Origin of the sequence: Mesorhizobium prunaredense (genome assembly GCF_900156895.1) — a bacterium.
Lineage (GTDB): Bacteria > Pseudomonadota > Alphaproteobacteria > Rhizobiales > Rhizobiaceae > Mesorhizobium > Mesorhizobium prunaredense.
In genome coordinates, this window is the sequence record NZ_FTPD01000006.1 from 252,018 (window position 1) to 271,637 (window position 19,620).

The 19,620-nt window shown below is 62.4% G+C and carries 23 protein-coding genes and 1 pseudogene; 11 read left to right on the forward strand and 13 right to left on the reverse strand.

The features are described from left to right. Window positions 1-184: 184 nt before the first annotated feature. The 6 genes from BQ8794_RS07005 to BQ8794_RS07030 form a co-directional block, all read right to left on the reverse strand. Entirely contained in the window at window positions 185-979 is a 795-nt protein-coding gene (locus BQ8794_RS07005) for an SDR family oxidoreductase (RefSeq protein WP_077374695.1), read from the reverse strand. A gap of 23 nt (window positions 980-1,002) precedes the next feature. Continuing rightward, window positions 1,003-2,004 (reverse strand): inositol 2-dehydrogenase, encoded by a 1,002-nt coding sequence (gene iolG, locus BQ8794_RS07010; protein WP_077374698.1) that lies wholly within the window; start codon window positions 2,002-2,004, stop codon window positions 1,003-1,005. A 129-nt stretch (window positions 2,005-2,133) separates the two neighbouring features. After that, window positions 2,134-2,901, reverse strand: a complete 768-nt coding sequence (locus tag BQ8794_RS07015; RefSeq protein WP_077374702.1) for an ATP-binding cassette domain-containing protein — start codon at window positions 2,899-2,901, stop codon at window positions 2,134-2,136. Window positions 2,902-2,903: 2 nt separating this feature from the next. Beyond that, a complete protein-coding gene (locus BQ8794_RS07020; RefSeq protein ID WP_077375190.1) occupies window positions 2,904-3,980 on the reverse strand; it encodes an ABC transporter permease in 1,077 nt (358 codons plus the stop codon). Between the two features lie 260 nt (window positions 3,981-4,240). Next, the gene (locus tag BQ8794_RS07025) at window positions 4,241-5,182 is read right to left on the reverse strand and encodes a sugar ABC transporter substrate-binding protein (RefSeq protein WP_077374705.1); all 942 of its coding nucleotides are present in this window, start codon (window positions 5,180-5,182) and stop codon (window positions 4,241-4,243) included. 371 nt (window positions 5,183-5,553) lie between these two features. Then, window positions 5,554-6,585 carry a LacI family DNA-binding transcriptional regulator gene (locus tag BQ8794_RS07030; RefSeq protein WP_077374708.1) on the reverse strand — a complete coding sequence of 344 codons (1,032 nt, stop codon included), beginning with the start codon at window positions 6,583-6,585 and terminating at the stop codon, window positions 5,554-5,556. 165 nt (window positions 6,586-6,750) lie between these two features. On the opposite strand from BQ8794_RS07030, the gene BQ8794_RS07035 reads away from it, so the two are divergent. The 3 genes from BQ8794_RS07035 to BQ8794_RS07045 are packed head-to-tail and all read left to right on the forward strand — an operon-like array spanning window position 6,751 to window position 9,464. After that, window positions 6,751-7,860, forward strand: a complete 1,110-nt coding sequence (locus BQ8794_RS07035) for a fatty acid desaturase family protein (protein ID WP_077374711.1) — start codon at window positions 6,751-6,753, stop codon at window positions 7,858-7,860. A gap of 54 nt (window positions 7,861-7,914) precedes the next feature. Further along, entirely contained in the window at window positions 7,915-8,229 is a 315-nt protein-coding gene (locus tag BQ8794_RS07040; protein WP_077375194.1) for a MocE family 2Fe-2S type ferredoxin, read from the forward strand. A gap of 5 nt (window positions 8,230-8,234) precedes the next feature. Continuing rightward, on the forward strand, window positions 8,235-9,464 hold the full coding sequence (locus tag BQ8794_RS07045; RefSeq protein ID WP_077374714.1) for an NAD(P)/FAD-dependent oxidoreductase: 1,230 nt from the start codon (window positions 8,235-8,237) through the stop codon (window positions 9,462-9,464). 52 nt (window positions 9,465-9,516) lie between these two features. Here BQ8794_RS07045 and BQ8794_RS07050 read toward each other — a convergent pair. From BQ8794_RS07050 to hslV, 7 genes and pseudogenes are all read right to left on the reverse strand, one after another. Beyond that, window positions 9,517-9,806: pseudogene (locus BQ8794_RS07050) on the reverse strand (type II toxin-antitoxin system RelE/ParE family toxin). Next, the gene (locus BQ8794_RS07055) at window positions 9,807-10,064 is read right to left on the reverse strand and encodes a type II toxin-antitoxin system ParD family antitoxin (RefSeq protein ID WP_077374717.1); all 258 of its coding nucleotides are present in this window, start codon (window positions 10,062-10,064) and stop codon (window positions 9,807-9,809) included. Between the two features lie 153 nt (window positions 10,065-10,217). Further along, entirely contained in the window at window positions 10,218-11,177 is a 960-nt protein-coding gene (locus BQ8794_RS07060; RefSeq protein ID WP_077374720.1) for a DUF1402 family protein, read from the reverse strand. 255 nt (window positions 11,178-11,432) lie between these two features. Next, window positions 11,433-12,746, reverse strand: coding sequence for an ATP-dependent protease ATPase subunit HslU (gene hslU / locus BQ8794_RS07065; protein ID WP_077374723.1), 1,314 nt, complete (start codon window positions 12,744-12,746; stop codon window positions 11,433-11,435). 3 nt (window positions 12,747-12,749) lie between these two features. Then, the gene (locus tag BQ8794_RS07070) at window positions 12,750-13,349 is read right to left on the reverse strand and encodes a DUF2585 domain-containing protein (RefSeq protein WP_077374725.1); all 600 of its coding nucleotides are present in this window, start codon (window positions 13,347-13,349) and stop codon (window positions 12,750-12,752) included. Between the two features lie 28 nt (window positions 13,350-13,377). Continuing rightward, window positions 13,378-13,923, reverse strand: coding sequence for a GNAT family N-acetyltransferase (locus BQ8794_RS07075; protein ID WP_077375197.1), 546 nt, complete (start codon window positions 13,921-13,923; stop codon window positions 13,378-13,380). 73 nt (window positions 13,924-13,996) lie between these two features. Then, the gene (hslV, locus tag BQ8794_RS07080) at window positions 13,997-14,548 is read right to left on the reverse strand and encodes an ATP-dependent protease subunit HslV (protein WP_023796923.1); all 552 of its coding nucleotides are present in this window, start codon (window positions 14,546-14,548) and stop codon (window positions 13,997-13,999) included. A gap of 239 nt (window positions 14,549-14,787) precedes the next feature. On the opposite strand from hslV, the gene hisB reads away from it, so the two are divergent. The 8 genes from hisB (at window position 14,788) to BQ8794_RS07120 (ending at window position 19,608) form a co-directional block, all read left to right on the forward strand. Beyond that, window positions 14,788-15,387 (forward strand): imidazoleglycerol-phosphate dehydratase HisB, encoded by a 600-nt coding sequence (gene hisB, locus BQ8794_RS07085; protein ID WP_077375200.1) that lies wholly within the window; start codon window positions 14,788-14,790, stop codon window positions 15,385-15,387. Window positions 15,388-15,390: 3 nt separating this feature from the next. Then, window positions 15,391-15,867, forward strand: a complete 477-nt coding sequence (locus tag BQ8794_RS07090) for a DUF2628 domain-containing protein (RefSeq protein WP_077374728.1) — start codon at window positions 15,391-15,393, stop codon at window positions 15,865-15,867. Between the two features lies 1 nt (window position 15,868). Further along, the gene (gene hisH / locus BQ8794_RS07095; protein ID WP_077374730.1) at window positions 15,869-16,519 is read left to right on the forward strand and encodes an imidazole glycerol phosphate synthase subunit HisH; all 651 of its coding nucleotides are present in this window, start codon (window positions 15,869-15,871) and stop codon (window positions 16,517-16,519) included. Window positions 16,520-16,523: 4 nt separating this feature from the next. After that, a complete protein-coding gene (locus tag BQ8794_RS07100; RefSeq protein ID WP_023796919.1) occupies window positions 16,524-16,814 on the forward strand; it encodes a DUF1330 domain-containing protein in 291 nt (96 codons plus the stop codon). 3 nt (window positions 16,815-16,817) lie between these two features. Further along, window positions 16,818-17,567 carry a 1-(5-phosphoribosyl)-5-[(5-phosphoribosylamino)methylideneamino]imidazole-4-carboxamide isomerase gene (hisA, locus tag BQ8794_RS07105; protein WP_077374733.1) on the forward strand — a complete coding sequence of 250 codons (750 nt, stop codon included), beginning with the start codon at window positions 16,818-16,820 and terminating at the stop codon, window positions 17,565-17,567. Further along, window positions 17,564-18,400 (forward strand): arginase family protein, encoded by an 837-nt coding sequence (locus BQ8794_RS07110; protein ID WP_077374736.1) that lies wholly within the window; start codon window positions 17,564-17,566, stop codon window positions 18,398-18,400. Before hisA ends, BQ8794_RS07110 begins: the two co-directional genes overlap by 4 nt. Further along, window positions 18,397-19,191, forward strand: a complete 795-nt coding sequence (gene hisF / locus BQ8794_RS07115; protein WP_167378669.1) for an imidazole glycerol phosphate synthase subunit HisF — start codon at window positions 18,397-18,399, stop codon at window positions 19,189-19,191. The genes BQ8794_RS07110 and hisF overlap by 4 nt, the downstream gene beginning before the upstream one ends. 90 nt (window positions 19,192-19,281) lie before the next feature. Continuing rightward, on the forward strand, window positions 19,282-19,608 hold the full coding sequence (locus tag BQ8794_RS07120) for a phosphoribosyl-ATP diphosphatase (protein ID WP_023796915.1): 327 nt from the start codon (window positions 19,282-19,284) through the stop codon (window positions 19,606-19,608). Window positions 19,609-19,620: the final 12 nt, after the last annotated feature.

The window sequence follows — 19,620 nt, forward strand, 5'->3', positions numbered from 1 at the left end:
TGACCATTCTGACCATCTTGACTATATGGGATTGGCGATACGGCGGCAACAGGGAGGGAGAGCGGTTTTCAGAGCCCGGGTGCCTGGTGAGTTCGGTCGAACCGATCACGGGCGTTGACATGATCGGGCCATCTCGGCCGACGCATGGCCGAGCTGCTTCTGAACTGAGTCTACTCGGCTGATCTTATTCCGGCGAAGACCCTGCAATAGTTTGGTCGTAGTCGACCAGTGACCCGGTCATGACGCCCGACTGCGGGCTGATCATATAGCTGATCAGCCTGGCAAGCTGCGCCGGCTTCACCAACTGGCCCATCGGCTGCGCGGCCTCGGCCTTTTCCAGCCAGTCGTCCGGTGCGTCGTGCCATTTCTTCTGCACGATCGCCTCGCCCTCGGTATCCATCCAGCCGGGCAGCACCGCGTTGCAGCGAATGCGATTGCTGCGGTAGGCATTGGCGACATTCTTGGTCAGCGTCGCCAGTGCGCCCTTGCTCGACGAATAGGGCGCCAGGAACGACTGGCCGCAATGCGCCGACATCGACAGCACGTTGACGATCGAGCCAGGCGCCTTGCGGTCGAGCAGATGCGCCACCACACCCTGCATCAGGAAGAAGGGGCCGCGCACATTGGTCTGGAATATCTGGTCAAAAAGATCCTCGGAGGTCTCGACCAGTGAGCCGCGGGCCGAGGTGGCGGCAGCGTTGACCAGCGCGTTGACGGTGCCGAAATGAGCGATCGCGGTTTCGACGACCCGCTTGCAGTCGGCCACCACTGAGACGTCGGCGCTGATGAAGATGGCGTCGACGCCGTCTTTCGCAAGTGCGGCGACCGCCTTGTCGCCCTTCTCCCTGGAACGGCCGACCAGCGCCAGCGCCCGGCAGCCCTCGTCGGCCAGCGCCTCGGCGACGGCGAAGCCGATGCCTTGCGCGCCGCCGGTGACGATAGCGCGTGTTTCGGAATTGCGACCGGCGGAACCGTTCATCGCCTTGCTCCTGTGCTTGATGGTCAGATTGTCTTGTCGAGGCGGATGGTCTTGCCTTCCCTCGCCGATTTCAGCGCCGCGTCCGCCAGCCTCAGCGCGACGAGCCCGTCCCCACCGCTCGGCGCCGCCTTCTTGCCTGACGTCGCCGCTGCGATGAAGGCGGCGATCTCGTTGGCATAGGCGTCGAGGTAGCGGGTCATGAAGAAGTCGTGCAGCGGCGGGCGCGTATAGCCCTTTTCATTGGCCAGCTCGATCGACACCGGCCGCTGGTTCTCGGCCGCAACCATGCCTTTCGAGCCATGCACTTCGATGCGCTGGTCGTAGCCATAAGTGGCGCGTCGCGAATTGGAGATGATGCACTGCTTGCCGGAGGCGGTTTCGAGGATGACGCTGACGCTGTCGAAGTCGCCGGCCTCGCCGATCTTTTTGTCGACCAGCACCGAGGCATGGGCGCTGACCGCCACCGGCTCCTCGCCGAGCAGGAAGCGCGCCATATCGAAATCATGTATGGTCATGTCGCGGAAGATGCCGCCCGAGCGGCCGATATAGTCGAGCGGCGGCGGGCCGGGATCGCGCGACGTGATGGTCACCATCTCGACCGTGCCGATGGCGCCGTCGTCGATCGCCTTGCGCACGGCGGCGAAATGCGGATCGAAGCGGCGGTTGAAACCGACCATCAAAGTGGCGCCGGCCTTGTTGACCACGGCCAGGCATTCTTCCACTCTGCCGGCGTCGAGGTCGATCGGCTTCTCGCAGAAGATCGCTTTGCCGGCCTTGGCGAACCGCTCGATCAGATCGGCATGGGTGTCGGTCGGCGTGCAGATGATGACCGCATCGATATCCCCGGCTTTTTCGATGGCCTCGATGCTGCGTACTTCGGCGCCATAGGCCGAGGCCAGATCGGTCGCCGCCTTCTCGAAGGCATCGGCAACTGCGACCAATTTAGCCTGCGGATTGGAGCCGACGGCACGGGCGTGGACCTTGCCGATGCGGCCGGCACCGAGAAGAGCGAAGCGGAGAGGCATGGGATTTCCTTTGAGGATTGTTCGAAATGGAAGTGCGTCTTTACTGCACCGTTCAGGGCGAGGCGCAGTAGATTTTCTTATCGCCGCAGATCGGCGACGGGTCGACGACCCGCCGCGCCGGCATCCGACCTAGCCGGCAAGTTCGGCCTCCCCGGTCTTGGCGCCGGTGATGTAGGAGACGACGTCGTTGCCGTCGGTGTCCTGTTTGCGCAGATTGGCGACGATGCGGCCGCGCCGAAACACGACGATGCGGTCGACCAGATCGAACACCTGGCGCATGTTGTGACTGATCAGGATCAGCGGCTCGCCATTGGCTTTCAGCGTGCGAATGATGTTTTCAACCTGCATCGTCTCCTGCACACCAAGTGCTGCCGTCGGCTCGTCCATGATGATGAGCTTGGACGCAAAAGTTGCGGTTCTAGCGATTGCCACGCACTGGCGCTGGCCGCCCGACATGTGGCGGATAGTATTGGAAAGGTTGGGAATCTTGACCGCCGTGCGGATCAGCGCTGCCTCGGTCGCCTTACGCATGAACTTGCGATCGAGGATCGAGAAAGGCCCGAGGTTGAAAAGCACCTTTTCGCGGCCGAGAAACAGGTTCGACGGCACGTCGAGATCGTCGGCAAGTGCCAGGTTCTGGAACACCGTCTCGATGCCCGCCTCGCGCGCCGCGATCGGGCCGGCGAAGTTCACTTCCTTGCCGTCGAACCAGACCCTGCCGCTGGTGCGCTGCTCGACGGCGGTGATCTGGCGCACGAAGGTCGATTTGCCGGCGCCGTTGTCACCCATGATGGCGACATGCTCGCCCTTGCGCAGCTCGAAATTCGCGCCTTCGAGCGCATGCACGCCGCCATAGTATTTGGTCAGGTTTTCGGTCTTCAGGACGATGTCTGACATGATCAAGCCCTCATTGCCCGCAGGCGCTGACGCCACTGGTCGAGAACGACTGCGCCGATGATGATCACGCCCTTGACCATCTCCTGGTAGTAGGCGTCGAGGCGCAGGAAGGTGAAGCCGGAGATGATGACACCGAAGATCAGCGCACCGATTACCGTTCCGATGATCGAGCCGCGGCCGCCCGACAGCGAGACGCCGCCGATGACAGCCATGGCGATCGCGTCCAGTTCGTACATCACGCCCATGCCGGCCTGAGCGGTGAGGTTCTTGGAGCTCAGCACCACGGCGGCCAGCGAGGCGAGGATACCGGCAATGACGAAGACGAGGATCTTGTGGTTCTGGACATTTATGCCGGACATGCGGGCGGCGTCCTCGTTGGAGCCGATGGCATAACAGTGCTTGCCGTACCTGGTGTATGACAGGATCAGCTGGAACAAAATCGCCAGCGATATGAAGATGATGACAGGCATCAGCCCCTTGCCGATGGCGGCGAAACTTTCGGTGGGAAACGAGATCGGCTGCCCCTTGGACCACCATTTGGCGACGCCGCGCGCGGTGACCATCATGCCGAGCGTGGCGATGAACGGCGGAATGCGGGTGTAGGCGACCAGCGTGCCGTTGATCAGGCCCGCCAGCAGGCCGCAGCCGATCGCGACGAGCACCGGCACGATCACCGGGAGGTCGGTCCAGCCCTGCGCGATGAACATCGCCTTGGGGTTAGGGTTGCCGTTGACCGTCGCCACCTGGGCGAAGCTCATGGCGATCATCGCCGTGGCGCCGACGACCGAACCAGAGGAAAGGTCGATGCCGCCGGAAATGATCACCTGCGTCACGCCGATGGCGATGATGCCGACGATCGACACCTGCAGGATGATGATCTGCAGGCGCGCCTCGTTGAAGATCGTATGGACATTGGCGCGGGTGTTGAACAGGAAGCTGTCGCCAAGAAAGACCCGGCCTATCAGCTCGAAGGCGCCGACGAGGATGATGAGCGCCAGGAAAACGTTGAATTCGGCAGGCCACGTGCGCTTGTTCGCATCATAGCTGAGTCCGCCGACGCCATGGGTTGTCTGTGCCAAATCTGCTTCCTCCAACCGCATCGGCCCGAAAATCGGGATCGATTTTCGGAGAGCACGATGCGTAGTCTCAAAGTTTTAGAGCGTACTTTTGTGCGTCCAAATGGACGCACGTCGCTCTAATCGCAGTCGCCCTCCCGCCGCTTGTTTCGGCGATGAGGGAAAAGAGGGAGCGGCGCTGCTTTTTGTTCTTAAAACGTCGGATTTCCAAAAACCGGTCCGATGCTCTGACGCGCCGCTCCTATCGAGAACGCTCCTCTGCCTCAGTTCTTCTGCAGGAACTTGTCGATGTTTGCCGGCGTGACCAGCTGGAAGGGGATGTAGACCTTCTGCTCGACCGCCTCGCCCTTGGAAAGCTTGAGCGCCGCGTCGAGCGCCCCGGCGCCTTGGCCGGCCGCGTCCTGGAACACGGTGACGTCGAGATCGCCCGCCTGCATCGCGGCAAGCGCGTCCTGGGTGGCGTCCACACCGCCGACGACAACCGACTTCATGTCGATATTGGCAGCCTTCATGGCCTGGATGGCGCCGATGGCGCTCTCGTCATTGTTGGCGATCACGCCATCGAACGGCGCGCCGGTCGACAGCCAGTTGGTCATCAGGTTCTGTGCTTCCTCGCGTTTCCAGTTCGACGTCTGCTTGTCGATGATCTTGATGAAGCTGCATTCGGGAGTGGCGATCACATCGTCGATGTCCTTGGTGCGCTGCACCGCGGCCTGGTTCGACAACTCGCCCATGATCACATAGACGTTGGCTTCGGTCTTGCCGGCTTCCTTGAACAGGCGGCAGACTTCCTGGGTCTCGAGAGTGCCTGACTCAACCTCGTTCGAGGCGACGAAGGCCTGGTTGTCCGGCAGCGTGTCGACATTGACCGGCTCGCGGTTGACATAGACCAGCGGAACGTTGGCCGCAGCGGCGGCATCCGACATTGCCTGGGTGGCCGAGGTGTCGACTGGATTGACGACAATCGCGTCGACGCCCGAGGCGACGAAGTTCTTGATCTGGTCGAGCTGCTTGGCGACGTCGTTCTGCGCGTCCTCGACCTGCAGTTCCACGCCTTCCATGCCTTTGGCCTGCTCGATCATGCCGTTGCGCAGCACGGTGAGAAAATTGTCGTCGAACAGCGCCATCGACACGCCGATTTTGGCAGCGAGGGCGGACGAGCTCATCAGCGCCAGGAATGCGGCGCCCAACAGCAGCTTTTTCATTCTATTTCTCCTCCACAGAATTGGTGTCCGGCTGCACCGATCTACCCGGAATCCCCGATCTCCCAGGGAATCTCTCCCGATTGCTTCTCCGTTTCCGACGGCGATTTCCGCGTTGGCTGGAACGCCAAGCCCCTCCGTTGAAACAGATGCTCCGGAACGAAAGAACCAAAATACCTAGTTGGTGAAATATTTATTCCATTCTACGGGCGGGCGTCAAGGAGATTCCGAAAGCGGCTGCCGGATTTTTCGGACAACGCGGCTGAGGGCCGGCAAATCTTCTGCAAGAATCCATCAGGCTGATGGTTCACATCATTGCCGACGCCCCGATCTAAACAGGATGTCTTGGCAGAGCCCAGCTGTTCTGCTCGAACCTAGATGTTCTCCGGCAGATAGATGTCGAAGGGCAGGAAGGTCTGGCCCGGCGCATTGGCAGCGCCTGCTTCGATGGCATGCACCATCAGCCCGACAAGCTCGCGGCATAGTGCTGCCAGCGGCGTCGAAATCACCATGGTCAGGATGTTGTCGGCGAGCGCCGCGCGCGATTCGGCGTTGATCTCGTTGCAGACGACCACCGGCATGCTGGCCGGCCTGGCCGCCCGTAGCGCGGAAACCGCGCCTTCCATGCCGCCGCCCGCGACGTAGCAGCCGGCCAGATCCGGGTACCGCGCCAGAAGATCGATCATTGCATCATGGGTCACCTGGTTGGCTTCCAGGTTGACCAGCGTCTCCATCACCGTGAATTCCGGCGCATGCTCGCGGAAAAACGATCTGAAGCCGATCTCGCGCAGCTCATGGCCATGGAAGCGATGGCTGCCGACGAAAAGTGCGACTTTGCCGGGCTTCCTCGCCGCTCTGGCGATCATCCAGGCCGCGGTACGACCGACCTTGCGGTTGTCGAGGCCGACATAGCCCTCGCGGATGCCGGCTGCAAAGTCGGATAGCAGGGAGAAGACGGGTTGCCCCCTCGCCTTCAGGGTCTCGACGGCTGCCGTCAGCGTCGGATGGTCCGGACCGACAAGGGCGACTGCCCTGGATTTCGCCGCCAGCTTGCGCATCTGCGCGGCGATCTCGTCGGGCGCCAGCGAACTGGCGAAATCGATAGTTGCGACGCCGCGGAAGCGCTGCGATTGCGAAACAGCCAGTTCGATCTCCCTGGCGAAATCGCTGTAGAAAACATCATTGCCCCTCAGCAGCAGAAAGCCGAGCCGGTATTCCGGCAGCTCCTGGCGCATCCGCTGCTTGATCAGCCCGGCGGCGTGGTAGCCGATGCTGGTGGCGGCCTCATAGACGCGGCGCGCGGTTTCCTCGCGCACAGGCAGGCGATTGTTCAGCACCCGATCGACGGTGGCGACGCTGACCCCCGAAATACGCGCCAGATCGGTGATGGTCGGCCGTTTTGCCATACGCTTCCTGCCTGATTGCCTGGCATAGGCTATACATCATTCTGATGGGAAATGATAGAAACTATCTTCATGATGTTGAGCCTATCACGGCTTGGCGTTATCTTAGAGCATAAGCACCTGTGGCAGAGGCATCCATTCCTACGGATGCCGACGGAGGCAGCCTCAATGGAAGCGACACTATCCGCAATGCCGTCCCGGCGAGACTACAGCCTGCTCGGCCGCGACGCGAAGCGCGCCGTCGAGACCGGGCTGGCGGCGGCCGAATGGTATCATACCGACGTGCCCCGCAAGCAGATGAAGGAGCTGATGCAGCGCTCCGATGGGCCGGCGATCCGCGACACCATCATCTGGCTCTCCGCCCTGGTCCTGAGCGGCGCCGGCGGCGCCTGGTTCTGGGGCACATGGTGGTGCGTGCCGTTCTTCTTCGTCTATGGCGTGCTCTACGGCTCTTCCACCGATTCACGCTGGCACGAATGCGGCCACGGCACCGCCTTCAGGACGCAGTGGATGAATGATGCGGTCTATCAGATCGCCTGCTTCATGATCATGCGCAACCCGGTGACCTGGCGCTGGAGCCATACGCGGCATCACACTGACACGATCATCGTCGGCCGCGATCCGGAGATCGCGGTGATGCGCCCACCGGATCTGTTGCGCGTCGTGCTCAATTTCTTCGGCATTGTCGATGCCTGGCATGCCATGACCGACATGGTGCGCAACGCGGCCGGTAACATCAGCCCGGCGGAAAAGACCTTCATTCCCGAGCAGGAGCAGCCAAAGGCGATCCGCATTGCCCGCATCTGGATCGCGATCTATGCCGCGACAATCGCGCTGGCGATTTATAGCGGCTCGTTCCTGCCCTTGATGCTGGTCGGTCTGCCCAGGCTTTACGGCGCCTGGCATCATGTCATGACCGGCCTGCTGCAGCATGGCGGCCTCGCCGAAAACGTCATCGACCACCGCCTCAACAGCCGCACCGTCCACATGAACCCGATCAGCCGCTTCATCTACTGGAACATGAACTACCATGTCGAGCACCACATGTTTCCGATGGTGCCCTATCACGCGCTGCCGAGGCTGCATGAGCTGATCAAGCATGATCTGCCGGCGCCGACGCCATCGATCCTGGCCGGCTATCGCGAGATGGTGCCTGCCTTCCTGCGCCAACTGCGCAATGAAGACTATTTTCTCAAGCGCGAACTGCCGCCGACTGCCAAGCCTTATCGCGAGGAATTCCACAACGATAACGATGCTGTCGCGGCAGCAGCCGAATGATTTGCGCGCCTGTGCCGGGGCACGTTGACCAAGCAAAATTATGCCGGAGGACCAATGAGCGACTGGGTCGAGGCCTGTGGTGCCGATGACATCGACGAAGAGGACGTGATGCGGTTCGACCATGACGGCCGCACCTTCGCCATCTATCGCAGTCCCGACGACGAATATTTCGCGACGGACGGCCTTTGCACGCATGAGAAGGTGCATCTGGCCGACGGGCTGGTGATGGACGACATCATCGAATGCCCGAAACACAATGGCCGCTTCAACTACAAGACTGGCGCAGCCAGGGGCGCGCCGGTCTGCGTCAATCTCAGGACCTATCCGGTCAAACTCGACGCCGGCAAAGTCCTCATTCAGATCGGGTGACGGTGATGGCGAAAGGAATGCTCATCATCGGCGCCGGCGAATGCGGCGGGCGGGCTGCCTTGGCGCTGCGCGATCTCGGCTATGATGGCCCGGTGACGCTGGTCGGCGACGAGCCGCATCTGCCTTACGAGCGGCCGCCGCTGTCGAAGGACGCGATGGCCGGCGATGCGCCAGTGATCAAGGCGATCGCCAGCGATGAAATCCTGGCCGAGAGATCGATAAGGCATATCCGTTCGGTTCAGGCGGTGGCGATCGACCGCGCTGCGCATGGCGTGCGCCTGTCGGACGGCTCGATCCTGCCCTACGACAAGCTGCTGCTGGCGACCGGTTCCCTGCCGCGCAGACTGCCAATGCCGGGCCTCGGGCCGCGTTGTGTCTATCTCCGGACCTTCAACGACGCGCTGGCCATTCGCGCCCATCTCAGCGCCGGAAACCGCATCGCCATCGTTGGCGGCGGCTTCATCGGTCTTGAACTCGCCGCCGCGGCACGCAGACTGGGCGCAGTTGTCACCGTCATCGAGGCGCAGCCGCGCATCCTGATGCGCGGCGTGCCGGCCGAGATCGCCAAAATCATCCACCAGGCGCATGAAGCCGAAGGCGTCAAAATCCTGTGCGGCGACGCAATCGCGGCGATTGCCGATGACGGCGCCCAGGTGCGCATCGCGCTTGCCGGCGGGCAGGACATCGTCGCCGACCTGGCGGTGATCGGCATCGGCGCTGTGCCGGTGACCGGGCTTGCCGCGGAAGCGGGCCTGACGATCGACAACGGCATAGCCGTCGATGCCGAGCTTCGCACCAGCGATCCGGACATCTTTGCCGCCGGCGATTGCTGCTCGTTTCCGCTTGCCGTCTATGGCGGCCGGCGCGTGCGGCTGGAGGCTTGGCGCAACGCGCAGGAGCAGGGCGCGCTTGCGGCCAGCAACATGCTTGGCGCCGGTGAGGCCCACGCGGCTGTGCCATGGTTCTGGTCGGATCAGTACGGCCTGACCTTGCAGATATCTGGGCTCTCGGACGAGGGCAGCAAGGTCGTGCGCCGCGACCTCGACGACGGCGCCTTCATCCTGTTTCATCTGGCGCAGGACGGCAGGCTGGTCGCAGCGAGCGGCATCGGTCCGGGCAATTCTGTCGCCCGCGACATCAGGCTGGCCGAGATGCTGATCGCAAAAAGGGCAAAGCCGGCGCCTGAGGCGCTCGGTTCGCAAACGATCAAGCTGAAGTCGCTGCTGGCAGCGTGATCTGAGGGCGCGGCTGTCGTGGAGATCCAGTGACGGCAGTGCTTTCAACCTGTCAGCCATCGCCTTCGTAAAAAATGGCCTCGATGTCGCGGGCGCCATGAAAAATTCGCTCGATGCGTATGGCAGCGCCTTCGACAGTGTAGAAAATTACATAACGCTGGAAGGCAACGGAGCGCAGACCGGAACGCGGGGAACTCCGCCGTGCGGTGCGTCGACAATCCGGCTACAACGCGCCCTGAGAGCCGTTACAAAGCGCATCGCGGCTGCGGGGTTTTCAGCGTGAATATAGTCGCCAATGTCCTCAATGTCCTGCGCGGCGGCAGGGGCGAAGAGGACCGCCATTTATTTGCGGGTTCCGTCCCCGTACTTGGCTTCCAACCTGTCAAAAATCTCGTCGGCTGGAATGCCGGGGCCGCTCACAACACCGGCCCGGATATCATCACGAAGCGCGGCAAGCTTGGCTTTCCGCTGCGCCTCGCGTTCCTCGAGCAGGCGTAAGCTATCGCGCAGAACTTCGCTGGCGCTGGCATAGCGGCCGCTCCCCACCAGTTCGCGCACCAGCGTCTCATAGCGAGCGCCAATATTGTAACTTGAAGGCATAGGTCAGACCCTTTCGTTATCGGATTTTATCAATTTTTGATAAATCCACCAAGCCAAATCTGCTGGGTCGGCATGGATGCCATACCCTTGGCTCTCGGCGACGGTGGGGCAGCGGAGCGAGCTCGGAAAGGCTCTCCTTGACTCGTGGCGCATCTAAAACAGCGCGTTCAGCTCCGGCAGTTTGTCGTTGACCAGCCAGCCATAGTAATTTTCCTCGGGCAGCTTCTCCGGTTCGCCCGCGGCGCGGCGCCTGTCGTTTTCGGCCTTCAGCGCATGGGCGCGCTGCTCAGGATTGCCGACATTGTAGAGCGTCGATGTGATGCCGGGATTGCCCGATATGTCGAAGCCGGCAATGCTCCGATAGGCATCGATCGATTTCCGGATCGTCGCCGCGACATAATCCAAGGTCAGGTCCGGATCCATGATGGTCTTGTAGACCGCGTTCGGATCGCCGACGTCGAGCTTCGGCAGGCCGGAAACCTGGTGCACGAGATCGCTCATCTGCAAGGCGGTCAGCGGATTGAGCTGCCCCAGGCCAAAAGTCTGGCCGGCATAATAGGGCTGGAAGAAAGTCGCGCCGAAGCGGTCGTCGGGGAAGCTCTCACCGCCGACAGTCTTGCCGCGAAAGGAAAGGTTCCACACCTGCTCGCGGCATTCCCAGAGCTCGTAACTATCCGATTTGCCGACGCATTCCTGGAATTGCGGCCGTTGCACGAAATCGGTGATGTCCTCGCCTTCATAGGCGAAGGACAGCTTGCTCGACAGATAGGAGATCGCCTTGACGTAGTAGGTCTGCAGCCGGTCGTAGGCGTCGACATTGTAGGTGTGCTCGCCGACGATGGCGCCGACGATATGCATAGGATCGATGCCATAGGTCGCTGCTGCCTGCTCGATCTTGCCGCGAAGACCGGCGTCGTGCTGCAGCAGCGCATAGACCTTGCGGTATTTCGCCTGGAAGGTGGTGTTGGTGGCCTGGGTGCGCCGGCTTGAGGCGCCCGGTATGTTGGGTTGCTCGACATGACTGTTGCCAGGCGGCACCATCGTCGCCGCTTCGGCGGCGAACATGGCTGTCGCCAGCGTCAACCCGAGAGTGACGAGGATCGTTTTTTTCATGCGCCGCCGCCTGCAACAACGCATGACCCTCGGAACCGATTTTCGGGGGTCATGCGCAGAACCAACTATACAGCGTCCTTTGCGCATCCAAAAAGCTGCGCGACGCTGGTGTTGCCGGCAAACTAGGTAAAGCTGGAACGGGAGTCGAGAGCCCCGTCGCCCGGCAAGACAAAAGCTGGCCAGATGCTTCCATTTGGCCACACGTCCCGGAACGTGCCGGCTCCGCCGGCCCGCCTCTTGCGGATGGATCGCCTGCTACAGGATGAATCGCGACAAATCCGTGTTTCTCGACAGATCGCCGACATGCTTCTCCACATAGGCGGCGTCGACTGTCACCGCCGTGCCGTGGCGGTCCGGCGCGTCATAGGAGATCTCGTCCAGCACCCGCTCCATCACCGTCTGCAGCCGCCTGGCGCCGATGTTCTCGACGCTGGCGTTGAGATCGACGGCGATGCCGGCCAGTGAATCGATGGCGTCGTCGGTGAAGACGAGATCGACGCCCTCGGTCTTCATCAGCGCGATGTACTGCTTGATCAGGCTGGCCTCGGTCTCGGTCAGGATGCGGACGAAATCGTCCTTCTCCAGCGCTCGCAGCTCGACGCGGATCGGCAGACGGCCCTGCAATTCGGGCAGCAGGTCGGATGGCTTGGCAACGTGGAACGCGCCCGATGCGATGAACAGGATGTGATCCGTCTTCACCGGTCCGTATTTGGTCGCGACTGTGGTGCCTTCGACAAGCGGCAGCAGGTCGCGCTGCACGCCTTCGCGGGAAACACCGGCGCCCATGCCGCCTTCGCGCGAGGCGATCTTGTCGATCTCGTCGAGGAAGACGATGCCGTCGTTTTCGGTCGATTCGAGCGCCCTGCGCACCACCTCGTCCTGGTCGAGCAGCTTGTCGGACTCGTCGCCGACCAGCACCGCGTAGGATTCCTTCACCGTCGTCTTGCGGGTCTTGGTCTTCTGGCCGCCCATCGCTTTCGACAGCATGTCGTTGATGTTCAACACGCCGATATTGGCGCCCGGCATGCCGGGGATCTCGAAGCCGGGCATGCCGCCGGTGCCGGTATCGCTCACTTCGATCTCGATCTCCTTGTCGTCGAGCTCGCCGTCGCGCAGCTTCTTGCGGAAACTGTCGCGCGTCGCCGGGCTCGCCGTCTTGCCGACGAGCGCTTCCAGCACGCGTTCCTCGGCATTGATATGGGCGCGCGCCTTGACGTCCTCGCGCATCTTCTCGCGCACCAGGCCGATGGCGATCTCGACCAGGTCGCGGATGATCTGCTCGACGTCGCGGCCGACATAGCCGACCTCGGTGAACTTGGTCGCCTCGACCTTGACGAACGGCGCGCCGGCAAGGCGCGCCAGGCGGCGCGATATCTCGGTCTTGCCGACGCCGGTCGGGCCGATCATCAGGATGTTCTTCGGCATCACCTCTTCACGCATCTGGCCTTCGAGCTGCTGGCGGCGCCAGCGGTTGCGCAAGGCGATGGCTACGGCGCGCTTGGCGTCCTTCTGGCCGATGATAAAGCGATCGAGTTCCGAAACGATTTCGCGGGGCGAGAATGTGGTCATATGCTAAATTCCACTTTGCCACTGCCGGATGGACTCGAACGGATGCAGCAGCATGATCACGTTGAGTGTCAGATTGTCCCTGATGATGTAGCCGACACCGAATTCGAAGATGAGAGCGAGGGTCACGATCACCCATATAGGAAGCCTGCGCGCCATCACAAATCCCAGCACCATCGCCAGCGTGTCGGCCACTGAATTGATGATGCTGTCGCCGTAATAGTCGAGCGAGATCGTGCCGGCGCGGTAGCGCTCGATGATCAACGGGCTGTTCTCGAGAAGCTCCCAGCCGCCCTCGATGACGACCGCAAAAGCCAGCCTGAGCCCGATCGGCGAGCGCGGGAACAGAGCCCACGCCAGCGCGTAGAACAGGAAGCCGTGGATGAGGTGCGAGAATGTGTACCAGTCGGAAATATGCTGGGAATTCTCCGAGCTCTGCACGATGCCGTGCCACAGCTTGACATAGCCGCATTCGCAGATCGGCGTTCGGCCCATGCCGTAAAGGGTTCCAGCCTGGAGTATAATCAGACCGAGGACGAGCAGAAGTCCCATCCGCCAGCTGTCTTCATAGGCCGAGACGGTCTTGTCGGCGCCGCTTGTGCTCATGCTGTTACTGCCCCTCTTCGGCGCCGCCCTATTCGGCGTCACCCTCTTTGACATCGCCCGCTTCGGCGTCGCCCTCTTTGGCGTCAATTGCCATCAGCACGGCGTCGCCATATTCCGATTGCCTGCGATCGATAGCTCTGAATCCGGCCTTTTGATAGGCGCGGATCGCTCGTCCGTTGGATGGATCCGGATCGATGATGACACGCGGCGCCCCTTCTTCGAACAGCTGTTCCACGAACTGGCGGACAATTGCCGAGCCATGGCCGCGTCCGACAAGCTCGGGCCTGCCGATCGACAGATCGATGCCGAGCGTACCGAACGGCTGATCGCTGTAGGGGTGGCCGTCCTCCAGATGCGGATCGTAGCTCTGCATGTAGCCGATCGGCTCGCCGTCTAGCTCGATGATCAGCGGCTCGACGGAAATGCTGTCGATGTGTTCACGGATCTGCGCGATCTCCGTCTCGGGATCGTCCCACCACTCCGCGACATGCGGCTCGGCCAGCCATGCCGCGATCATCGGCAGGTCCGCCTCCGTCACCGGTCGAAAATCATATCTATTTTCTTGTTTGGCCATGATCTCCTGCGAACCGAAGGTCAGCGAAGCAAAAACCGGTTTCCACTTTTCGGGATCATGGCCAGTGGCCGGCTCAGCCGGCATCGAGGATTTCGATGACAAAATTGTTGTTGGTGTAGACGCAAATGTCGGATGCGATCTGCATCGCCTTGCGGGCGATTTCTTCGGCATCCTTGTCGGTGTCCATCAGCGCGCGCGCCGCGGCCAGCGCATAATTGCCGCCCGAACCGATCGCCATGACGCCATGTTCGGGTTCGAGCACGTCGCCGGTGCCGGTCAGCGCCAGCGAGACCGACTTGTCGGCAACCAGCATCATCGCTTCCAGCCGGCGCAGATAGCGGTCGGTGCGCCAGTCCTTGGCGAGTTCGACGCAGGCCCGCGTCAATTGCTCCGGATATTGTTCGAGCTTGGCCTCCAGCCGCTCCAGAAGAGTGAAGGCGTCAGCGGTGGCGCCGGCGAAACCGGCAATGACATTGCCGCTTTTGCCGATTCGGCGCACCTTCTTGGCGTTGCCTTTCATGATCGTCTGGCCAAGGCTGACCTGGCCATCACCGGCGATCACCACCTTGCCGCCCCTGCGCACGGTCAGGATCGTCGTGGCGTGCATGGTCAGTTCGTTCGACATCTCTGCTCCGATCAGCACCGGTCCCGACAAGGCGATTGGCGCATTACGAGTGACTTGATCGACCCTATGTATGCATAGGTCCGACGATTGCCAACCGGTCATCGGCCAGGCTCGATACTGCTTGGCACGGCAACTGGCAATCGCCGGATCATGCTGCTAGAAGGCTCTCGTTTTCAAGCATGTGGACGCTTTCAAGCATGTGGACGCTTGGAACGCCTGAACTCTGGACAAGGATGAGCATGCCGCCCCGTTCCGCCAACGCAAGCCGCAAGACCAAGGAAACCGACATCTCCGTATCGGTCCAGGTCGACGGCTCGGGAAAATCCGATATTTCGACGGGCGTCGGCTTCTTCGATCACATGCTGGACCAGTTGTCGCGCCATTCGCTGATCGACATGACGGTCAAGGCCAAGGGCGACCTGCACATAGACGATCACCACACGGTCGAGGACACCGGCATCGCGCTCGGTCAGGCGCTGGCCAAGGCACTGGGCGAGCGGCGCGGCATCATGCGCTATGCCTCGATCGATCTCGCCATGGACGAGACGCTGACGCGCGCGGCGATCGACGTTTCCGGCCGTCCCTTCCTTGTCTGGAACGTTGTGTTCTCGTCGCCGAAGATCGGCACGTTCGACACCGAACTGGTGCGCGAATTCTTCCAGGCCCTGGCGCAGAATGCCGGCATCACGCTGCATGTCACCAACCACTACGGCGCCAACAATCACCACATCGCCGAGACCTGCTTCAAGGCGGTGGCGCGTGCGCTGCGTTTCGCGCTTGAAAGCGACCCGCGCCAGCCTGACGCGGTTCCTTCCACCAAGGGATCTCTGAAGGGATAGGCCATGGCAGTCTATGTCGTGATGGAACCGCCGGGCCGCGGCGAAAAGCCTGGCACAACGGCCTTTGTCCGTGATGGGTTTTCCTGGCTTGGCTTCCTCGTGCCGCCGCTATGGCTGCTCTGGCACCGGTTGTGGATCGAGGCAGCCCTGGCGTTTGTCGCCATGGCTCTGCTTTCGATGCTTGCCGAAGGGCTGAGCCTTGGGCTGGCCGGCCCGGTGCTGTCGCTGCTGGTATCGCTCTTTGTCGGGCTGGAAGGGCAGGCGTTGCGGATCGCCGCACTGCGCCGTCGTGGCTGGCACGAATGGGGCGTCGTCGAGGCCGACAGGCTCGACGATGCCGATACGCGCTATGTGCTGGAAGCCGAAGCGCATGCGGATGAGCAGGCGCCGGTGCCGCGCATCGTTCCGGACGCTGCCCATGCCCGGCCGGCGCAGACAGGAATGGTGCTCGGACTGACGCACACGCCGGGAAGACCCTGACATGCGGGTCGCGATCATCGATTATGGCTCGGGCAACCTGCGCTCGGCCACCAAGGCCTTCGAGCGCGCCGCGCACGAAGCCGGCATCGCCGCCGCCATCGACCTGACCGCCGATGCCGAGCGTGTCAGGACCGCCGACCGCATCGTCCTGCCCGGCGTCGGCGCCTATGCCGATTGCGCGGCCGGGCTGCGCGCTGTGGCCGGCATGTGGGAGGCGGTCGAGGAGGTCGCGATCATCAAGCGGCGGCCGTTCCTCGGCATCTGCGTCGGCATGCAGCTGATGTCGGAGCGGGGCCTGGAAAAGACTGTCACGACAGGCTTTGGCTGGATCGCCGGCGACGTCAAGGAGATCACCCCGGCCGATCCTGCGCTAAAAATCCCGCAGATCGGCTGGAACACGATCGAGCTCACGCGCAAGCACCCGCTGTTTTCCGGCATTCCGACCGGCGCCAAGGGATTGCACGCCTATTTCGTTCATTCCTACCATCTCGACGCGCAGAAGCCGGACGAGGTGCTGGCGATTGCCGACTATGGTGGCCCGGTTACAGCTGCTGTTGTCAGCGACAATCTCGCCGGCACGCAGTTTCATCCCGAAAAGAGCCAGGCGCTTGGCCTGGCGCTGATCACCAATTTCCTGCGCTGGAGGCCATAAGAAAATGAGCAAGAAAGGCTACTGGATGGCGATGGTCGATGTCCGCGATCCCGAGGGCTATAAGCAGTATATCGAGGCGAACGCGGCGGCTTTTGCGAAATATGGCGCGAAGTTTCCCGTGCGGGCGGGGCGTTATGCGAACCCGGAGGGGCCGACAGGCAACCGCCACGTCCTGGTCGAGTTCGAGTCCTACGACAAGGCGATAGAATGCTACGAATCGCCTGAATACCGGGAGGCATTGAAGTACAGGCTTGCCGCCTCGACCGGTCACTTCGTCATTGTTGAAGGCGCCTGAACGGTGATCCTGTTCCCAGCCATCGACCTCAAGGACGGCAAGTGCGTCCGCCTGAAGCACGGCGATATGGCGACCGCGAGGATCTACAATGACGACCCGGCAGCGCAGGCCAGGGCTTTCGAGCAACAGGGCTTTGAATGGCTGCATGTCGTCGACCTCAACGGCGCCTTCAAGGGCCAGAGCGTCAACGGCGCGGCAGTCGGCGCCATTCTCAAGGCAACGAAAAACCCGGTGCAGCTCGGCGGCGGCATCCGCACCCTGGCGCAGGTCGAGGACTGGCTCGATCGCGGCCTGGCCCGCATCATTCTCGGCACGGTGGCCGTGCGCGATCCGGATCTGGTCAGGCAGGCCTGCAAGGCATTCCCGGGCAAGATCGCCGTCGGCATCGACGCCAAGGGCGGCAAGGTGGCGGTCGAGGGTTGGGCCGAGGCCTCTAGTCTCGGCGTCATCGAACTGGCGAAGAAGTTCGAGGGCGCCGGGGTTGCCGCTATCATCTACACCGACATCGACCGCGACGGTGTGCTGACCGGCATCAACTGGGACGCCACCATCGATCTTGCCGACGCCGTGTCTATCCCGGTCATCGCCTCCGGCGGGCTGGCCTCTATCGCCGACATCGTGCGCATGACGATGCCCGATGCGCAAAAGCTCGAAGGCGCCATCTCAGGGCGTGCACTTTATGACGGACGTATCGACCCGGCCGAGGCATTGGCGATCCTGGCGGCCGGACCGGAGAAGGCGAGGGCGCGATGAAACTCTCGATCATCCTCGCACCCTATGACAGCGGCCTTTACCACGCCGGCTTTGGCCAGGGCCCCGACGCCATCATTGCCGGCGGCCTTGTCGAGGAACTTGCCTTGCGCGGCCATGATGTCATCGTCGAGGACATCGGCGAGGTCGGCGATGCCCAGAGACGCGAAATCGCGACAGGTTTCGCGGTTTGTCGGGCAGTCGCCACCAAGGTCGAAATGGCGCGCGATGATGAGCGTTTTCCCATCGTGCTCGCCGGAAATTGCCTGACCGCCGCCGGTGCGGTGGCTGGTGACGCCGCGGATTCGCTCATCTGGATCGATCAGCATGGCGATCTCAACACGCCCGAGACGTCCGCCTACGGCTTTCTCGACGGCATGGCGCTGGCGACGACGCTGGGGCTCTGCTGGCGGCCGATGACGTCCGCGGTTCCCGGCTTCCAGGCGATCGACCCGTCGCGGTGCATGCTGGTCGACGCGCGCGACCTCGATCCAGATGAAAGGCGGCTTCTGGAGACGTTGCCGATCATTCGCGCCCAATGGACCGATGCCCTCGACAATGTCGGAAAGCTCAAAGCGGCCGGCGCGGCCCAAGCGCATTTGCATCTTGATCTGGATGTCCACGATCCGGATGTGCTGCAAGTGAACCGCTATGCGCTGCCGGGAGGTCCAAATCCGGAGCAGCTGCGGCAACTGGTTTGCGGGCTGGCCAAGTCGATCCCGATCGTCGGCATCACCCTGTCCGCCTACGATCCTGCCTTTGACGCCAAAGGCGAGGTTCCGCCTGTCGTTGGGCAATTGCTTGGCGATTTTCTTGCCGCGCATGCGAGGATCTGATGCTGAAGGCCCGCGTCATCCCCTGTCTCGACGTCAAGAACGGCCGCGTCGTCAAAGGCGTCAATTTCGTCGACCTGATCGATGCCGGCGATCCGGTCGAGGCGGCCAAGGCCTATGACGCCGCCGGCGCCGACGAGCTCTGCTTCCTCGACATCACCGCCTCGTCCGAAAATCGCGAAACCATCTTCGACATCGTCGCCCGCACCGCCGAGCAATGCTTCATGCCGCTGACCGTCGGCGGCGGCGTGCGCCAGGTCGCCGACATAAGAAAGCTGCTTTTGGCCGGCGCCGACAAAGTGTCGATCAACACGGCGGCGGTAAGGAATCCCGATTTCATCGCCGAGGCGGCCGACAAGTTCGGCAACCAGTGCATTGTCGTCGCCATCGATGCCAAGATAGTGTCGGGCGAAGGCGAGGCCGACCGCTGGGAGATTTTCACCCATGGCGGCCGCGAGAAGACCGGCATCGACGCGGTCGACTTCGCTCAGCAGATGGTCGATCGCGGCGCCGGCGAGATCCTGCTGACGTCGATGGACCGCGACGGCACCAAGGCCGGCTACGACATCGCGCTCACCCGCGCGGTTGCCGACGCCGTGCGTGCGCCGGTCATCGCCTCCGGCGGCGTCGGCACGCTCGATCACCTGGTCGAGGGCATTCGCGACGGCCATGCCGGCGCGGTGCTGGCGGCATCGATTTTCCATTTCGGCACGTACAGCATTGCCGAAGCCAAGTCGCACATGGCCCGCGCCGGCCTGCCGATGCGACTGGACTCGTCAGAGGATCGGCTCTAAAGCATGATCCCGAACCGAAGGTCCGCGCCAGCCAAAAGGGGGAACCGGTTTCGGAAAAGATCACGCTTAAACAAGCAGATAGATGGCGCCATGGCTGAGTTTTCGCTCTCCGATCTGGAGACAATCATCAGGGAACGCGCGCATTCCGGTGATCCGGATTCGTGGACGGCAAAGCTGTTCGCGCGCGGCATCGACAAGGCGGCGCAGAAGCTCGGCGAAGAGGCGGTCGAAACGGTGATCGCAGCCGTTGGCGGTGACAGACAAGCCCTCGTTTCGGAAAGCGCCGATCTCATCTATCATTGGCTCGTCGTTCTGGGCGTCGCCGGCGTTCCGCTTGCCGATGTCCTGACCGAACTCGAGCGCCGCACCGGTCGTTCGGGCATCGCCGAAAAGGCGTCTCGGCAGGACCGGGGCTGATCGCTGCGGAGG

Bases quoted from the DNA above. Each gene is read 5' to 3' on its own strand.
- BQ8794_RS07005 (WP_077374695.1), bottom strand. From the start codon at position 979: ATGAACGGTTCCGCCGGTCGCAATTCCGAAACACGCGCTATCGTCACC.
- iolG (WP_077374698.1), bottom strand. From the start codon at position 2,004: ATGCCTCTCCGCTTCGCTCTTCTCGGTGCCGGCCGCATCGGCAAGGTC.
- BQ8794_RS07015 (WP_077374702.1), bottom strand. From the start codon at position 2,901: ATGTCAGACATCGTCCTGAAGACCGAAAACCTGACCAAATACTATGGC.
- BQ8794_RS07025 (WP_077374705.1), bottom strand. From the start codon at position 5,182: ATGAAAAAGCTGCTGTTGGGCGCCGCATTCCTGGCGCTGATGAGCTCG.
- BQ8794_RS07030 (WP_077374708.1), bottom strand. From the start codon at position 6,585: ATGGCAAAACGGCCGACCATCACCGATCTGGCGCGTATTTCGGGGGTC.
- BQ8794_RS07035 (WP_077374711.1), top strand. From the start codon at position 6,751: ATGGAAGCGACACTATCCGCAATGCCGTCCCGGCGAGACTACAGCCTG.
- BQ8794_RS07040 (WP_077375194.1), top strand. From the start codon at position 7,915: ATGAGCGACTGGGTCGAGGCCTGTGGTGCCGATGACATCGACGAAGAG.
- BQ8794_RS07045 (WP_077374714.1), top strand. From the start codon at position 8,235: ATGGCGAAAGGAATGCTCATCATCGGCGCCGGCGAATGCGGCGGGCGG.
- BQ8794_RS07055 (WP_077374717.1), bottom strand. From the start codon at position 10,064: ATGCCTTCAAGTTACAATATTGGCGCTCGCTATGAGACGCTGGTGCGC.
- BQ8794_RS07060 (WP_077374720.1), bottom strand. From the start codon at position 11,177: ATGAAAAAAACGATCCTCGTCACTCTCGGGTTGACGCTGGCGACAGCC.
- hslU (WP_077374723.1), bottom strand. From the start codon at position 12,746: ATGACCACATTCTCGCCCCGCGAAATCGTTTCGGAACTCGATCGCTTT.
- BQ8794_RS07070 (WP_077374725.1), bottom strand. From the start codon at position 13,349: ATGAGCACAAGCGGCGCCGACAAGACCGTCTCGGCCTATGAAGACAGC.
- BQ8794_RS07075 (WP_077375197.1), bottom strand. From the start codon at position 13,923: ATGGCCAAACAAGAAAATAGATATGATTTTCGACCGGTGACGGAGGCG.
- hslV (WP_023796923.1), bottom strand. From the start codon at position 14,548: ATGTCGAACGAACTGACCATGCACGCCACGACGATCCTGACCGTGCGC.
- hisB (WP_077375200.1), top strand. From the start codon at position 14,788: ATGCCGCCCCGTTCCGCCAACGCAAGCCGCAAGACCAAGGAAACCGAC.
- BQ8794_RS07090 (WP_077374728.1), top strand. From the start codon at position 15,391: ATGGCAGTCTATGTCGTGATGGAACCGCCGGGCCGCGGCGAAAAGCCT.
- hisH (WP_077374730.1), top strand. From the start codon at position 15,869: ATGCGGGTCGCGATCATCGATTATGGCTCGGGCAACCTGCGCTCGGCC.
- BQ8794_RS07100 (WP_023796919.1), top strand. From the start codon at position 16,524: ATGAGCAAGAAAGGCTACTGGATGGCGATGGTCGATGTCCGCGATCCC.
- BQ8794_RS07110 (WP_077374736.1), top strand. From the start codon at position 17,564: ATGAAACTCTCGATCATCCTCGCACCCTATGACAGCGGCCTTTACCAC.
- BQ8794_RS07120 (WP_023796915.1), top strand. From the start codon at position 19,282: ATGGCTGAGTTTTCGCTCTCCGATCTGGAGACAATCATCAGGGAACGC.